Below are 13,888 nucleotides of genomic sequence, written 5' to 3'. Positions count from 1 at the left end.
GGCACCTCCACCGTGGTGCTGGACGGGGGCGGGCGAGTGGCCGGACCGCGAGACAATGGATATGTGTACTTCGCCCATGTCGGAGGCCGGCTCGCGACCGGGCTCCGGGATGTGACCACCGATCTCGCAGCGCTGGACGCCACCGGCTGGTGGGCCGTCGTGGTGACCTACGAGGGGAAGGTCACCTGCGCCCGCTTCGACGAGGTGCGCCCGGCCCCGATGCCCCGCCCGGCCGGCCCCTGGCCCGCCACCCTGCGGTGGACCGGCTCGCTCGACCGGCGGGCCTATGGGGACGGCGTCCGGCGGATCCGCGACTACATCGAGCAGGGCGAGGTCTACCAGGCCAACCTGTGCCGCGTCCTGACCGCCGAGCTGCCCCCGGACTCCGACCCGCTCGTGCTGGCCGCCCGGCTCGCGCGCGGCAACCCCGCGCCCTACGCCGCGACCGTCGTGGTGCCGGGGACGACCGTCGTCTCGGCCTCGCCCGAGCTGTACCTCTCGCGGTCGGGGGACGTCGTCGAGTCCCGGCCGATCAAGGGGACGGGTGTGACCGCCGGCGACCTGCTGGAGAAGGATCACGCCGAGAACGTCATGATCGTCGACCTGGTGCGCAACGACCTCGGCCAAGTGGCCGAGGTGGGGTCGGTCACGGTGCCGTCCCTGTGCGCGGTCGAGGAGCATCCCGGCCTGGTCCACCTGGTCTCCACCGTCCGCGCCCGGCTGGCGCCGGGGCAGGGGTGGGCCGAGCTGTTCGCCGCGACGTTCCCGCCCGGTTCGGTGACCGGCGCGCCGAAGTCCTCGGCCGTGCGTATCATCAATGAACTCGAACCAGAGCCCCGGGGGCCGTACTGTGGGGCAGTGGGCTGGGTCGACGCCGACCGGCGCGAGGCCGCGCTGGCCGTCGGCATCCGCACCTTCTGGATCGAGCGTGACCTCATCCGTTTCGGCACCGGAGCCGGCATCACCTGGGGCTCCGATCCGGAGCGCGAGTGGCGCGAGACCGAGCTGAAGGCGTCCCGGCTCATCGCGCTCGCCTCCGGGCAGGCCTGAGGGCCGTCCCGGCCCGCGCGGATCCGCACGCACGGTAACCCTCGCCGCACGCGCCCGCCGTCCCGCGGCGGGCGACCGCGGAGGAGGCCACCTTGAACCGGGTAGACCTGGCAATACCCGGCAATATTTCGTAAGAACGGAGAACTGGGATGAACGTACCGGTCTGGGTCAACGGCGAACTGCTGGATCCCGCACAGGCCAGCGTTTCCGTCTTCGACCACGGCCTGATGGTCGGCGACGGCGTCTTCGAGACGATCAAGTGCGTGAACGGCGCGTCGTTCGCGCTCACCCGGCACCTGGACCGCCTCGCGCTCTCGGCCGAGCGCCTCGGCCTGCCCGCCCCCGACCTCTCGGCCATCGCCGAGGGCGTGCGCTCCTGCCTCGCCGCGGCGCCCCCGTGGCCGCTCGGGCGCATCCGCATCACCTACACCAGCGGAAACGGCCCCCTTGGCTCCGACCGCGGTAACCAGGGCACGACCGCGATCGTGATCGTCGCGGCACAGCCCCCGTTCCCGGAGACCGCGAGCGTCACCGTCGTCCCCTGGCCCCGCAACGAGCGCGGCGCTCTCGCCGGCGTGAAGAGCACGTCCTACGGCGACAACGCCAAGGCGCTCGCCTACGCCAAGGTGCACGGCGGCGAGGAGGCGATCTTCGCCAACCTCGCGGGCGACCTGTGCGAGGGCACGGGCAGCAACATCTTCATCGTCCGGGACGGCCACCTCCTCACCCCCACGCTCGCCTCGGGCTGCCTGGCGGGCGTGACGCGCGCGCTGGTGCTCGAATGGCACGGCGGCGAGGAGGCCGACGTCCCCGTCTCCGCGCTGTACGAGGCCGAGGAGGCCTTCCTGACCTCCACGACCCGCGACATCCAGCCGATCCGCCTGGTGGACGACACGGTCCTGCCGGTCGCGCCCGGCCCGGTCACCGCCAAGGCGATGCGCGTCTTCGCCGAGCGCTCCGCGGCCGACGTCGATCCCTGATCACTCCGGGCCGTGATCACTCCGGGTACGACACCTGGGTCTGGGCGTTGAGCTCGTTCACCTTGACCGTCTTCGCCGGATCGGTGAGCGGGTCGTCGATCGCGATGACGTCCAGGCCCTTGGTGATGTCGCTGGAGTAGATGTAGCCGTTGTAGTAGTACGCCGACCACGACCCGCCCAGCTTGGGCTCCCCGTCGGCGGAGTCGAGCGGGCCCCGGTCGACGAAGGCGATCTCCTTGGGGTGGTCCGGGTCGGTGAAGTCGACCACCGAGACCCCGCCCTGGTACCACGCCTGCACGAGGATGGTCTTGCCGGGCACGGGCAGCAGCGAGCCGTTGTGCGCGACGCAGTTCTCCGCCGCGGTCTGATGCCGCGGGATCTTGAAGTACCCCCGGCGCTGAAGCGTGTGGTCGGGCCTGATGTCGTACACCGCGTCCGCGCCCCGCAGCGGCCCGGTCTTGGCGTCGCAGGTGGGGGCGACCCCGCCGCCGAGCTCGTCGGAGAAGATCACACGGCTCGCGTCGTTGCTGAACGTCGCCGAGTGCCAGATGGAGAAGTTCTCGGTGTCGGTGACCTGCTGGAGCACCTTCGGGTGGGCGCGGTCGGAGATGTCCATCAGGATGCCGTTGCCGAGGCAGGCCCCCGCGGCCAGGTCCTTCTCCGGGTACACCGTGATGTCGTGGCAGCCGCTCGTGGCGCCCGGCTGGGACTCGTCGTCGCCGTCGTGGAACAGCACCGGCTGGGCCACCACCCGCGCCTGGGCCGGGTCGGCCACCGGCACCTCGACGACCCCGATGGAGTCGTGCGGCGGCTTGCAGTGCGGGGCCGAGGGGTCGGGCCCGAACGAGGAGATGTAGAGGTACACCTTCGAGGCGTCCTTGCCCGGCACGAGGGTGTGCGTGTGCGAGCCGCAGTCGGTCGCCAGCGACTTGACGTAGCGGGGGTGGGACTTGTCGGAGATGTCGAAGATCCGGATGCCCTCCCAGCCCGTGAACGGGTCACCGTGGTCGCTCTCGCAGGTGTTGTCGCTCCTCGGCTCGTCGATGGAGAGGAAGAGCAGGTTCCCGGTCACCGAGATGTCGTTCTGGCCGCCGGGGCACACCACCCGCGTCACGACCTTCGGCTTGGCCGGGTCGCTGATGTCGTGGATCGTGAAGCCCTCGTAGTTTCCGGTGAACACGTAGTTCCCCTGGAAGGCCAGGTCGGTGCCCCACGCATGCTCGCCGTCGAAGGGCGCCGAGAGCGGGACGTTCGCCACGAGCCGGGCGTTGGCGCTGTGCTGGACGCCGCCGCTCGTGAGGGGAGCCGAGGACGTGGGCGAGCCGCTGGACGTGGCCGCAGGGGTGGCGGAGGGCTCCGGGTCGCCGGCGCATCCTCCGAGGATCATGACCGTCCCCAGTGCGGCGGCGGTCGCCCCGATTCGCCACGTGCCCACTATGCCCCCCGTTGTCGGATCGAATGCTGGGAATCTGCACCAGTATGGAAGCTATGTCGAACCGGGCGGGTGTGTGGGGGGTTTTCGTAACGGTTGTGCTGGCATCCGGCGTGGCCGGCTGCACCACCGCGACCGGGACGGCCGAGGACGGGCGCGCGCCCGTCGTCGCGGGCGGCGGCGCCCCGGTGATCGTCCCGGGCGCCCCCGGGGAGTCCGGGCGGACGGCCACGCCCGGCGAGCGCGTCGGACGGCCGGAGCGGCGCGCGTCCGCCGCCGACGTGCTCTTCGCCGAGCGGATGATCCCGCACCACCGGCAGGCGCTGGAGATGGCCGGTCTGGCTCCCGAGCGCTCCTCGGACGCGCGGGTCAGGAGCCTGTGCGCGCGGATCTCGGCAGGGCAGCGCCCGGAGATCGACGTGATGGCGCGATGGCTGCGCGCGCTCGGCCGCGACGTCCCCGCCGATCACCCCGGCCACGGGGACGGCACGACGCCGGCCGGGCAGGCGGGGTACGGCATGGCGAGCCTGGAGGAGATGAACCGGCTGCGCTCCTCGCGCGGGGAGGCCTTCGACGCGCTGCTGCTACGGCTCATGATCAGGCACCACGAGGGGGCGGTCACGATGGCGGGGGAGGAGCTGGCGGGCGGCACGGATCAGATCATGCGGGCGATGGCCGCGGACATGGCGTCCGGGCAGCGCGTGGAGATCGGCAGGATGCGCGCGCTCCTGAGGTGAGGCCGGGGGAGGAACTCCGCGAGCCGGGGGCGGTCCGGGGGTCAGGAACTCCACAGCATGTTCGACAGCTCTTCGTCCAGGTCCATGAAGTCGGTCTCGCGGCCGGCGGAGACCAGCTCATAGGTGCGGTGCAGGAACTCGGTCAGCGGGTGGAGCGGCACCTCGAACAGAGCCTGTCCGAAGGGTGAGGTGAGACTGATGTTCAGGGTGCGTTCACCGTCGGCTCGCGCGGGCCACACCTGGACGTCACCGTCTCCGACGCGTCTCACGATGCCCACGGTCAGCAGTTCGCGGGCGAAGATCCACTCGACCGGTTCGTCGTTCCCCACATGGAAGGCTATCCGGATGGCGTACGGGTCATCGGCCGTGTAGCTGAGGCCGGCGAGCAGGGGGACGGCCGTACGGTCGGGGACCACAAGTCGAAGGCCCAGCTCGGCAGAGACGGTGGCATTCATCGTCAGCCAGCCCTTTCGTCGGTGGGTCCCCTGCGCGGGGCTCGGGTTGCGGTGCTCTGAAGGACTTCGTCCGGAGCCATGTCTGCGGAACGAAGGCACTGCAGGAGAGATTCCGCTCCTGAGGCCTTCTGTAACGCACATCACAGCGCGACATTTATGCCTCTACCTGGTCAAACATCGCTTAGAGGCGCCTGTTTGCAAGGGTTTTGCGTGTCGTTCCGGCCGTCCTACGGGGCATCTACGGGTGTCTCGGGGTAAAGATCATAAGTGGTGCGATTCGGATGAGTATGGGGCATGACGATGCTATGACAACAGGGCGCCACGCCGCCGGACTCCGGCGAACCTTTCGTGATCGGTTTCGTCCGCCGGTTCGCCAGCGCGCCGCGGAGTGAGGTATGGTTTTCCGCGTCAGGCCGACCAAGTCAGCACGGGAAGCCCGGCGCGGAAGGGGCGATTAGCTCAGCGGGAGAGCGCTTCGTTCACACCGAAGAGGTCACTGGTTCGATCCCAGTATCGCCCACCCAGGCCGCAGGCCGCTTCTGATTCGTCAGAAGCGGCCTTCTTGATCTTCTGAGCGACTAAGCCCCGCCACCGGCCCTCGGGTGAGCCGGGCGGTGGCGTGTTACGCTGACGCCCGGGCGGCGTCCTGACCGGCGAGCGCCGGCGCGCCAGGCCGCGTGACGCCCAAGACGCCTGGTAAGACGGCGAGACCGTACCGGGCGGGTGCGGGTGATGTGGTGTGTCCCTATCCTGACAGTGGGGTGTACATCGCAGCGCTCACAATGTGAAAGTCGGGGGAGTGAGCCCGATGGCAGATGGCTGGAACGATGGGGGAGGACTCGCGGGCACGCTGATGGAGCGGTTCCTGGACGGCAAGCCCGCGGGGCAGCGCGTACGCGCGTCGGTCCTGGACTCCTGGCGGCGGTGCCAGGCGGTTGGGCTCAGCCCCGACACCGTCCAGCCGCGCCTGCTTGAGGACCTGGACTTCGAATGCGGCCTGGTGCGCGCGGCCCGGCCGGTGTTCCAGCAGCTGCAGACCACCATCGCGGGCACCGCGGCGTGCGTGTTCCTGGGCGATGCCAAGGGCGTGATTTTCCTGCGTACCGTGGGGGACCCGGGCTTGCGCAGAGCGTTGGACGCGGTCGGTGCCGCGCCCGGTTCCAGTTATGCCGAGGCCGATGTGGGCACCACCGCTTTCAGCTCGGCGCTGGTGGAACGGCGTCCCTGCCAGATCGTGGGTGGTGAGCACTTCGCTGAGGCGCTGCGGTGGATCACCGGCATGGCCGCGCCGGTACGTGATCCGCTCAGCGGGCGCGTGGCCGGGGTGGTCGGTATCACCTGCCCGAACGAGCGGGCGAACGCGGAGTTGATGGCCTTTGCCCAGCGCTCGGCCACCGCCGTCGAGCGGCGCCTGCTCGACATGGCCACCGACCGCGAGCGCGCCCTGCTGGAGGCGTTCGTGCGGGAACGGGGCGTCAAGGTGGCACACCCCGTCCCGGGTTCGGAGCTGCGGGATCTGTCTCCGCGCGATCGGCTCGCTCTGCAGGAGGCCGCGGTGAATCTGGTCGCGCAAGGCCGGGCGGCGGTGGTGGAGGTCGGCCTTTCCGACGGCCGTGCCGCCACGCTCGTGGCCCAGCCGGTCACCGGTTCCCCACGAGAGGCTCCCGGCATCGCCGTGCTGGCCTGGTTCTCCAACCTCTAGGAGACCGGCCGTGTGCGCAGCGGCACCGCACGTTCGAGATCACCGCGGCCGGCGCCGCGGCACCGCGCGAACACGCCACCAAACGGCGCGGTTCCGGAAATGAATTGATCGTGGATCCACCGGTTGGCCAGGATTGATCCCATGCCGAGCCGATCGCGTCCCTCGCGTCGTGCCCGGCCGGCCATGGGGGAGGGATCGTGAGCTGGACCAAGCACTCCACGCCCGAGTTCCGCGCCGTCGCCGACGAGCTGACGATCCTGCGCTGCCAGGTCGGCTCCGGCGTGCACGGGACCAACATCGCGGGCACCGACGACCGCGACGAGATGGGCATCTGCCTGGAGCCGCCCGAGTACGTCATGGGTCTGAACCGGTTCGACCAGTACGTGTACCGCACCCAGCCCGAGGGGGTGCGCTCGGGCCCCGGCGATCTGGACCTGATCATCTACTCCTTACGCAAGTGGATGCGGCTCGCCGTCACCGGCAACCCGACGGTGCTGCTGCCGCTGTTCGTCCCGCCCGAGGAGATCGTCACCATGACGCGCACCGGCGAGGACCTGCGCGCCAACGCGGACATGGTCCTGTCCCGGCAGGCGGGCCACCGGTTCCTCGGCTACCTGCGTGCGCAGCGCGACCACATGGTCGAGCGCCCGAACGGGACACGCACCAACCGTCCCGAGCTGATCGCCCTGTACGGGTTCGACGTGAAGTACGCCGGGCACATGGTGCGGCTCGGGCTGCAGGGGGTGGAACTGCTGGAGACCGGGGGCGTCACCCTGCCCATGCCGGAGCCGTGGCGCACGTGGATCGTCGAACTGCGCCAGGGCGGGCACACCAAGGACGAGGCCCTGGCCGTCGCCGCCGAGCTGGAGTCCCGCCTTGAACGCCTGACCACCACCTCGCCGCTCCCGGAGCACCCCGACATGACGCGCGTGAACGCGTGGCTGGTCAAGGCACACACCGAACGCTGGGCCGGCGAACGTCCGCACCCCTGACCTGGGCCGCGATTTGCCGGTGAACGCGGCCCGCTCCCGCGTCTTCCCGGCCGTTTGACAGATATCGTCATGTCCTGCGCCGGTCGTGAGTTGACAGTGCCCGGCGCAGGGAAGACGATCCAACTTCGGGCCGCCGTCCGTTCTTCTCGTGCGCGCGGCGCGGTTTCGTGGGCTCGTCACGTCTGCGAAAGATCGGTACTGGGTGTGCCGGCAGCGTGAGACGCTGGTGGTGTGGGGCGCGGTGAGGGTGGTCGGTGGTTTCTGTGACTGAGGGGGAGTTTTGAGCCGTTTCCCGGCTGACGACGACTTGGAGGACGACCAGGTACTCGACCACCGCCAGGCCGGTCCCACGGTCCTGCGCATGCTCGTGGGCGCCCAGCTGCGCCGTCTGCGCGAGGCCGGGGGCTTCAGCCGGGCCGAGGCCGGGTACCGCATCCGCGCCTCCGACACCAAGATCAGCCGCCTGGAGCTCGGCCGTACCGGCTTCAAGGCCCGCGACGTCCAGGACCTGCTGACGTTGTACGGAGTGACCGGCGACGCCGAGCGCGAGACCCTGCTCACGATGGCACGGCAGGCCAGCGTCCCCGGCTGGTGGCACGCCTACAACGACCTGACGCCCCCCTCATTCGAGTCCTACATCGGCCTGGAGCAGGGCGCCGCGCTGATCCGCAGCTGGGATCCGCTGTGCGTTCCCGAGCTCCTGCAGACCGAGGACTACGCCCGCGCGCTGATCGGCGCGCTGCACCCTGGCGTCTCGGAGGACGAGATCGAGCGCCGCGTCCGCCTCAGGATGGAGCGCGCGCGCATCCTGGTGGAGCCGGGCACCGTGAGGCTGTGGACGGTCCTGGACGAGTCGGCGCTGCGGCGCCGGGTCGGCGGCGAGGCCATCATGCGCGCCCAGATGGAGTACCTGCTCGAGGCGGGCCGGCGCGCCAACGTCACGATCCAGGTGCTGCCGTTCAGCCGCGGCGAGCACGGCGCGATGGGCGGCCCGATGGCGATCATGCGCACGTCGGCGACCAAGCTCAGCGACGTCGTGTGCCTTCCGCAGCTCGTGGGTGTCATCTTCCCGGACAAGCAGGCCGACATCGATCGCTACTACGCAGTGATGAACGCGCTCGTGGTCGACGCCGAGTCGGCCTCCGCGACGGCCGCGATGATCCGCAGAATGCTGGACGAGTACTGAGGCGGTTTTTCCGGCGACGGTCATTCCCGGCGGAGGCGCCAGGCCGTCGCCCGGGCCCGGTGGCGTGCGGGGCCGTGCCGGGCCGCACCTCCGAGGCTTGCTGTCCGTGCGGGGCCGCACCGGGCGGCGGCGCTCCGGTGAGCTCGCCATTCCCGCCTCCTGATACCCGGATTGATCGGATGACCTGTTCGGGCGCGCTGCGAAGACCGGTGATCCGCGCCTCCGGCGCGCGGCCGGGGGACGCGACGCCCTCCGTACGTCCGCCGTTTCCTCCCGCCCTGGTAGAGGGCAGGGACCGGGGCCACTCACTGCCTTGACGCTTCAGTTGTCACGTGTCAAAGTTTCGTCCACAGCGGCGAAAGTTAGGTCCCATCAGCTCCGACTTTTAGCGGACAGGTGCGGCGGCGCGCTCCTATCCCCTCGAATCCCTCGATCCCCTCCCAAAGGATCCGTGATGGACGAGCACGCGCGCTTTCCCGACCGCACCCCCGCCTCGCCCCGCACGGCCCTGCGCCGTGCCCGCGCGGCCCTCGCACGCTCCGCCGTCCTGCTGCGGCGCGCCGTGACCGTGGTGGCCGTGGCGGCGACCCTCGCGACACCCCTGACGGCGGCCACGGCGCAGGCCGCGCCCGCCGCCAAGGAAGGCCTGGCGGCCGAGCCCGGGTACACCTCCCTGTTCGACGGCACCCAGGCCGGCCTCAGCCGATGGCGCCAGGCCGGCCCCGGCGGCTTCACCATCGTGGACGGCACGCTGAAGTCCTTCGGTGGCATGGGCCTGCTGTGGTATCCGGTGAGCACGTTCGCGAACTACTCGCTCAAGCTCGACTGGATGATGCCCGGTGACGACAACGGGGGAGTGTTCATCGGCTTCTCCGACCCGCAGGGCGACCCGTGGAAGCCGGTCAACGAGGGCCACGAGATCCAGATCGACGCCACCGACGCCGACCCCAGCCGTACCACCGGCAGCGTCTACAGCTTCAAGGCCCCCGACGCCGCGCTGCGCGCCCAGGCGCTGCGCCCGCCGGGCCAGTGGAACACCTACGAGATCAGGCTGCACGGCCGGCACGTCGAGGTCATCCTCAACGACGTCAAGATCAACGACTACATCAGCACGCGGAACATCGCCAACGGCTACATCGGCGTGCAGAACGACGGCGACGGCATGGACATCAACTACCGCGACATCCGCATCAAGACCGACGCCCCCGCCCTCGTCGACTACGCGCGCAACCGCCCGGTCACCGTATCCAGCGTCGAGCCCGGATCCCAGCACGTCGGCCCGCGTGCCGTCGACGGCGACCTCACGACCCGGTGGGGCAGCGCGTACTCCGACCCGCAGTGGATCCAGGTGGACCTCGGCCAGACGCGGACCATCAGGCTGGTCCGCCTGAACTGGGAGGTCGCCTACGCGCGGGCGTACCAGATCCAGGTCGCGCCCGGCTGCGGCGCGGCGTGGACCACGGTGTACTCCACCGCGAACGGCGACGGCGGCATCGACGACATTCCGCTCGGCGACGTGAGCGGCCGCTGCGTGCGGGTCTACGGCACCCAGCGCGCCACCCAGTGGGGCCACTCCCTCTGGGACCTGAACATCCTCGGTCTCTGACCCGGGCCCCCACACCACACCGGCCCGCGCCCGCTCCCGGCGGCGCGGGCGGCTCTCCCCGGTACGGAGTCCCCGTGCCGAGCTCTCCCGTCCTCCCACCCCCCAGGAGATTTCGTGTCAGTTTCCGCGCGCTTACGCACGGTCGTCGGCGCAGTGATCCTCGCCCTCGCCGCGACGGCCCTGCAAGGGGCCACGGCCGCCTCCGCCTCCCCGTCCGCCGTGACCCCCCTCGCCGCAGCAGCGGTCACCGTCAGGCAGGCAGCTCTCGCGCCCCCGCCGACCAGCGGGTTCGAGAAGGTCAAGCTGGACGGCGGGCTGTCCATGGGCGAGCCGATCGAGCTGTCGGTCCTGCCCGACGGCAAGGTGCTCTACATCAACCGGGGCACCAGCTCCGGCGGCGGCCAGGTCCGCCTGTACAACCCCGCCACCAAGGCCACGACCGTCGCGCTGACCCTCCAGCTCGACGCGCGGTTCGAGGACGGGCTCATCGGCATCACCCTGCACCCGCGGTTCGCCTCCAATCACTGGGTGTACCTCTTCTACTCACCCAAGGTGACGCCGCTGGTGAACCGCATCTCCCGGTTCACCTTCAACACCTCCACCAATGTGCTCGACCCCGCCAGCGAGGACCTGATCATCGAGTGGCCGACCGAGCGTGACATGTGCTGCCACTCCGCAGGCTCGATGACCTGGGATTCCAGCGAGAACCTGTACTTCGCGGTGGGCGACAACACCAACTCCGGCGGCGACTCTGCCGGCATGGCGCCGATCGACGAGCGCACGAGCCGCAACCCGCAGTACGACGCCCAGCGCACCTCCGGCAACACCAACGACCTCCGCGGGAAGATCAACCGGATTCACCCCGAGGACAACGGCACCTACACGATCCCCGCCGGCAACCTGTTCCCGCAGGGCACCGCCCAGACCCGGCCCGAGATCTACATCATGGGCACGCGCAACCCGTACCGCGTGTGGGTGGACAAGAAGGCGAACAACACCCTGTACTGGGGCGAGGTCGGCCCGGACGCCGGGGCCACGATCCCCAACCGCGGCCCGGCGGCCTACGACGAGTTCAACCGCGCCACCGGCCCCGGCAACTACGGCTGGCCCTACTGCGGTGGGCCGAACGTCGCCTACAACGACTGGGACTTCGCCGCCAACGCCCCCCGCGGCTGGTTCCCCTGCGGCGGCACCACCGGCCCGGTCAACAACTCCCCGCGCAACACCGGACTCCAGCAGCTCCCGCCGACCAAGCCCGCGCTGGTGTGGGAGCAGCACGGCGGCAGCAGGGAATGGCCCGCGCTGGACAGCCCCGGCGGCTGTGGCTCGCCCAACCACACCGAGGTCTACCACTACGACCCGGCGCTGAACTCCGACGTCAAGTGGCCGCAGTACTACGACGACAAGTGGCTCATCTCCGAGTACTGCCGTAACTGGATCAAGGAGGTCCAGTTCGACAACGGCAACCCCTCCACGGGCACGCCGACCGTCATCGAGCCGGTCCTGTCGGGCATGAGCTTCGTCCACGCGATCGACATGGAGTTCGGGCCGGACGGATCGCTGTACCTGCTCGAGTACGGCAGCGGCTACTTCTCGGGCGCCGCGGACGCCGGCCTCTACAAGATCAACTACGTCCAGGGTGGACGCTCGCCGATCGCCGTCGCCACCGCCGACAAGGACAACGGCCTCGCCCCGCTGACCGTCGCGTTCTCCAGCGCCGGCAGCTCCGACCCCGACGGCAACCCGCTGACCTACGCCTGGGACTTCGACGACAACGGCACCACCGACTCGACCGCGGCCAACGCGAGCTACACGTACACGACCAACGGCGACAAGCGGGCCCGCCTCACCGTCAACGACGGGACCGGCCGGTCAGGAACGGTGCTCGTCCCGATCGTCGTGGGCAACAACCGGCCGACGGTGACGCTCAACGGCCTGCCCAACGGCGGCATGTTCGGCTGGGGCGACGAGCTGATCGCGACGGCCGGCGCCACCGACCCGCAGGACGGCACCGTCCCCTGTGCCAGTGTGATCGTCCGGGCGGCCCTCGGCCACCAGGAGCACGCGCATGAGATGGGACAGGGGACCGGCTGCGGCTCCACCTTCAACACCGGCCCCATCCACGCGGGGCTGGACGCGGTGCAGTTCTTCGTCCTGCGGTCCTCCTACACCGACAAGGGGGCGGCCGGCACGGTCCCGCTCACCGGGGAGAAGGAGATCACGCTCTGGCCCAAGCAGTGGCAGGCCGAGCACTTCGTTCAGCTCAACGGCCCCAAGTTGGTCGACCAGGCCGCGGCCGAGGGCGGAAAGCGCCTCGGCGACATCCAGAACGGCGAGTGGGTCAGGCACCACGGGGTCAGCCTGAAGGGCATCACCGGGGTGAAGGCGCGCGTCAGCTCCGCCGGCGCCGGCGGCACGCTGTCCTTCCGCTTCGACTCGCCCACCGGCCCGGAGGTCGCGCGCGTCGCCGTGGCCGGGACGGGCGGCTGGGACAACTACACCGAGGTCACCGCACCGGTCAACAAGCCGGACGACAACACCCACGACCTCTACCTGGTGTTCACCGGCAGCGGCACCGGCGCGCTGTACGACGTCGACAGTTACACCTTCACCGGCGCCGGCGCGGGCACGCCTCCCGCGGCCCGCACCGGCGAGATCCGCGGTCTCGGCAAGTGCGTCGACATCAACGCCAGCTCGACCGCCGACGGCACCAAGGTGCAGATCTACGACTGCAACGGCTCGGCCGCGCAGCGCTGGACCATCGGCACCGACGGCACGATCCGCGGCCTCGGCAAGTGCATGGACGTCAAGGCCAGCGGGACGGCCAACGGCACGCTCGTGCAGCTGTACACCTGCAACGGCACGGGCGCCCAGCAGTGGTCGGCGCAGGGCAACGGGGCGCTGCGCAACCCGCAGTCCGGGCGCTGCCTGGACATCCCGGCGTCCGACACCACCAACGGGCGGCAACTGCAGATCTACGACTGCAACGGAACAGGCGCGCAGACCTGGACCCTGCCGTGATCTGAACGCTTGAGGGACGGGGCCCGGGCACGCGTCGAGCGCGTCCCGGGCCCCGGTCATTTCTTCTGGTTTTCGTCCGGTCAAACCAGATGATCGGCCATCATCAGCCGAAATATTTGCTCAGCCCTCCGTGACCTGCGATTTCCACAGGGGTATGGCCACATTGATCCGTTCCGCGAAGGAAGTCGGAAGGCGGTGAGGTCATGACTAGACCGACCGGCCTGGAGGCGCATCCCGATATCGTCGCGATGCGAGCCAAGTACGAAAGGGCGGGGTCGAGCGCGGTCGCGCAGGTGATCGAAGGGCTGACCCTGCTCGCGGGGCTCTATCTCGCGATATCGCCGTGGGTGGTGGGCTTCAACACGAGCCTGCCCCGGCTCTCGGTGAACAACCTGATCACCGGGCTGGTGGTGGCCGCCCTCGCCCTGGGGTTCGCGTCCGCGTACGGTCGTACGTACGGGCTGACCTGGATGCTGCCCATCCTGGGCATCTGGACGATCATCACCCCGTGGGTCATGCGGTCGGCGACGACCGGATCCATCTGGAACAACGTCGTCACCGGAGCCGTCATCCTGCTCCTGGGACTCGGCGCCATGGCCGTGGGGAACCGCAAGATGCCCGGCACCGGTGCGCACATGCCCGGCGGCATGACCGGAGGAATGCCCGGCGGCAGGACCGGGGGAATGCCCGGCGGCAGGACCCACCAGGTGTGAGCCGGCGCGATCCG

At 70.1% G+C, this 13,888-nt stretch carries 11 protein-coding genes and 1 tRNA gene; 10 read left to right on the top strand and 2 right to left on the bottom strand.

From position 1 onward, the window contains the following. Positions 1–63 precede the first annotated feature (63 nt). Both AB0M95_RS03120 and AB0M95_RS03115 read left to right on the top strand, forming a co-directional pair. Positions 64–1,050 (top strand): chorismate-binding protein, encoded by a 987-nt coding sequence (locus tag AB0M95_RS03120; RefSeq protein WP_363758650.1) that lies wholly within the window; start codon positions 64–66, stop codon positions 1,048–1,050. Between the two features lie 149 nt (positions 1,051–1,199). Next, positions 1,200–2,030, top strand: a complete 831-nt coding sequence (locus AB0M95_RS03115; RefSeq protein ID WP_358522390.1) for an aminotransferase class IV — start codon at positions 1,200–1,202, stop codon at positions 2,028–2,030. A gap of 16 nt (positions 2,031–2,046) precedes the next feature. On the opposite strand, the gene AB0M95_RS03110 is transcribed toward AB0M95_RS03115, so the two are convergent. Beyond that, positions 2,047–3,465: a hypothetical protein gene (locus tag AB0M95_RS03110; RefSeq protein WP_358522392.1), complete on the bottom strand. Its 1,419-nt coding sequence runs from the start codon at positions 3,463–3,465 to the stop codon at positions 2,047–2,049. A 95-nt stretch (positions 3,466–3,560) separates the two neighbouring features. On the opposite strand from AB0M95_RS03110, the gene AB0M95_RS03105 reads away from it, so the two are divergent. Then, entirely contained in the window at positions 3,561–4,199 is a 639-nt protein-coding gene (locus AB0M95_RS03105) for a DUF305 domain-containing protein (protein ID WP_363758646.1), read from the top strand. Between the two features lie 41 nt (positions 4,200–4,240). On the opposite strand, the gene AB0M95_RS03100 is transcribed toward AB0M95_RS03105, so the two are convergent. Beyond that, complete coding sequence (locus AB0M95_RS03100; RefSeq protein WP_363758643.1) at positions 4,241–4,654, bottom strand: SsgA family sporulation/cell division regulator; 414 nt, start codon at positions 4,652–4,654, stop codon at positions 4,241–4,243. A 448-nt stretch (positions 4,655–5,102) separates the two neighbouring features. Here AB0M95_RS03100 and AB0M95_RS03095 point away from each other — a divergent pair. The 7 genes from AB0M95_RS03095 to AB0M95_RS03065 all read left to right on the top strand — a co-directional run bounded on the left by AB0M95_RS03095 (position 5,103) and on the right by AB0M95_RS03065 (position 13,874). Next, positions 5,103–5,174 (top strand) — tRNA-Val (locus AB0M95_RS03095). A 288-nt stretch (positions 5,175–5,462) separates the two neighbouring features. Continuing rightward, entirely contained in the window at positions 5,463–6,356 is an 894-nt protein-coding gene (locus AB0M95_RS03090) for a GAF domain-containing protein (protein ID WP_363758640.1), read from the top strand. A 197-nt stretch (positions 6,357–6,553) separates the two neighbouring features. Beyond that, positions 6,554–7,348 (top strand): nucleotidyltransferase domain-containing protein, encoded by a 795-nt coding sequence (locus AB0M95_RS03085; protein ID WP_363758637.1) that lies wholly within the window; start codon positions 6,554–6,556, stop codon positions 7,346–7,348. Positions 7,349–7,628: 280 nt separating this feature from the next. Beyond that, positions 7,629–8,534: a helix-turn-helix transcriptional regulator gene (locus tag AB0M95_RS03080; protein ID WP_363758634.1), complete on the top strand. Its 906-nt coding sequence runs from the start codon at positions 7,629–7,631 to the stop codon at positions 8,532–8,534. Positions 8,535–8,988: 454 nt separating this feature from the next. After that, a complete protein-coding gene (locus tag AB0M95_RS03075) occupies positions 8,989–10,140 on the top strand; it encodes a family 16 glycoside hydrolase (RefSeq protein WP_363758631.1) in 1,152 nt (383 codons plus the stop codon). Positions 10,141–10,254: 114 nt separating this feature from the next. Beyond that, positions 10,255–13,161: a ricin-type beta-trefoil lectin domain protein gene (locus AB0M95_RS03070; RefSeq protein ID WP_363758628.1), complete on the top strand. Its 2,907-nt coding sequence runs from the start codon at positions 10,255–10,257 to the stop codon at positions 13,159–13,161. A 203-nt stretch (positions 13,162–13,364) separates the two neighbouring features. After that, positions 13,365–13,874: an SPW repeat protein gene (locus tag AB0M95_RS03065; RefSeq protein WP_358522409.1), complete on the top strand. Its 510-nt coding sequence runs from the start codon at positions 13,365–13,367 to the stop codon at positions 13,872–13,874. Positions 13,875–13,888 lie beyond the last annotated feature (14 nt).

Source organism: Sphaerisporangium sp. NPDC051017 (genome assembly GCF_040683095.1).
Classification (GTDB): Bacteria; Actinomycetota; Actinomycetes; order Streptosporangiales; family Streptosporangiaceae; genus Sphaerisporangium.
This window is presented reverse-complemented; position numbering and strand designations above follow the sequence as displayed.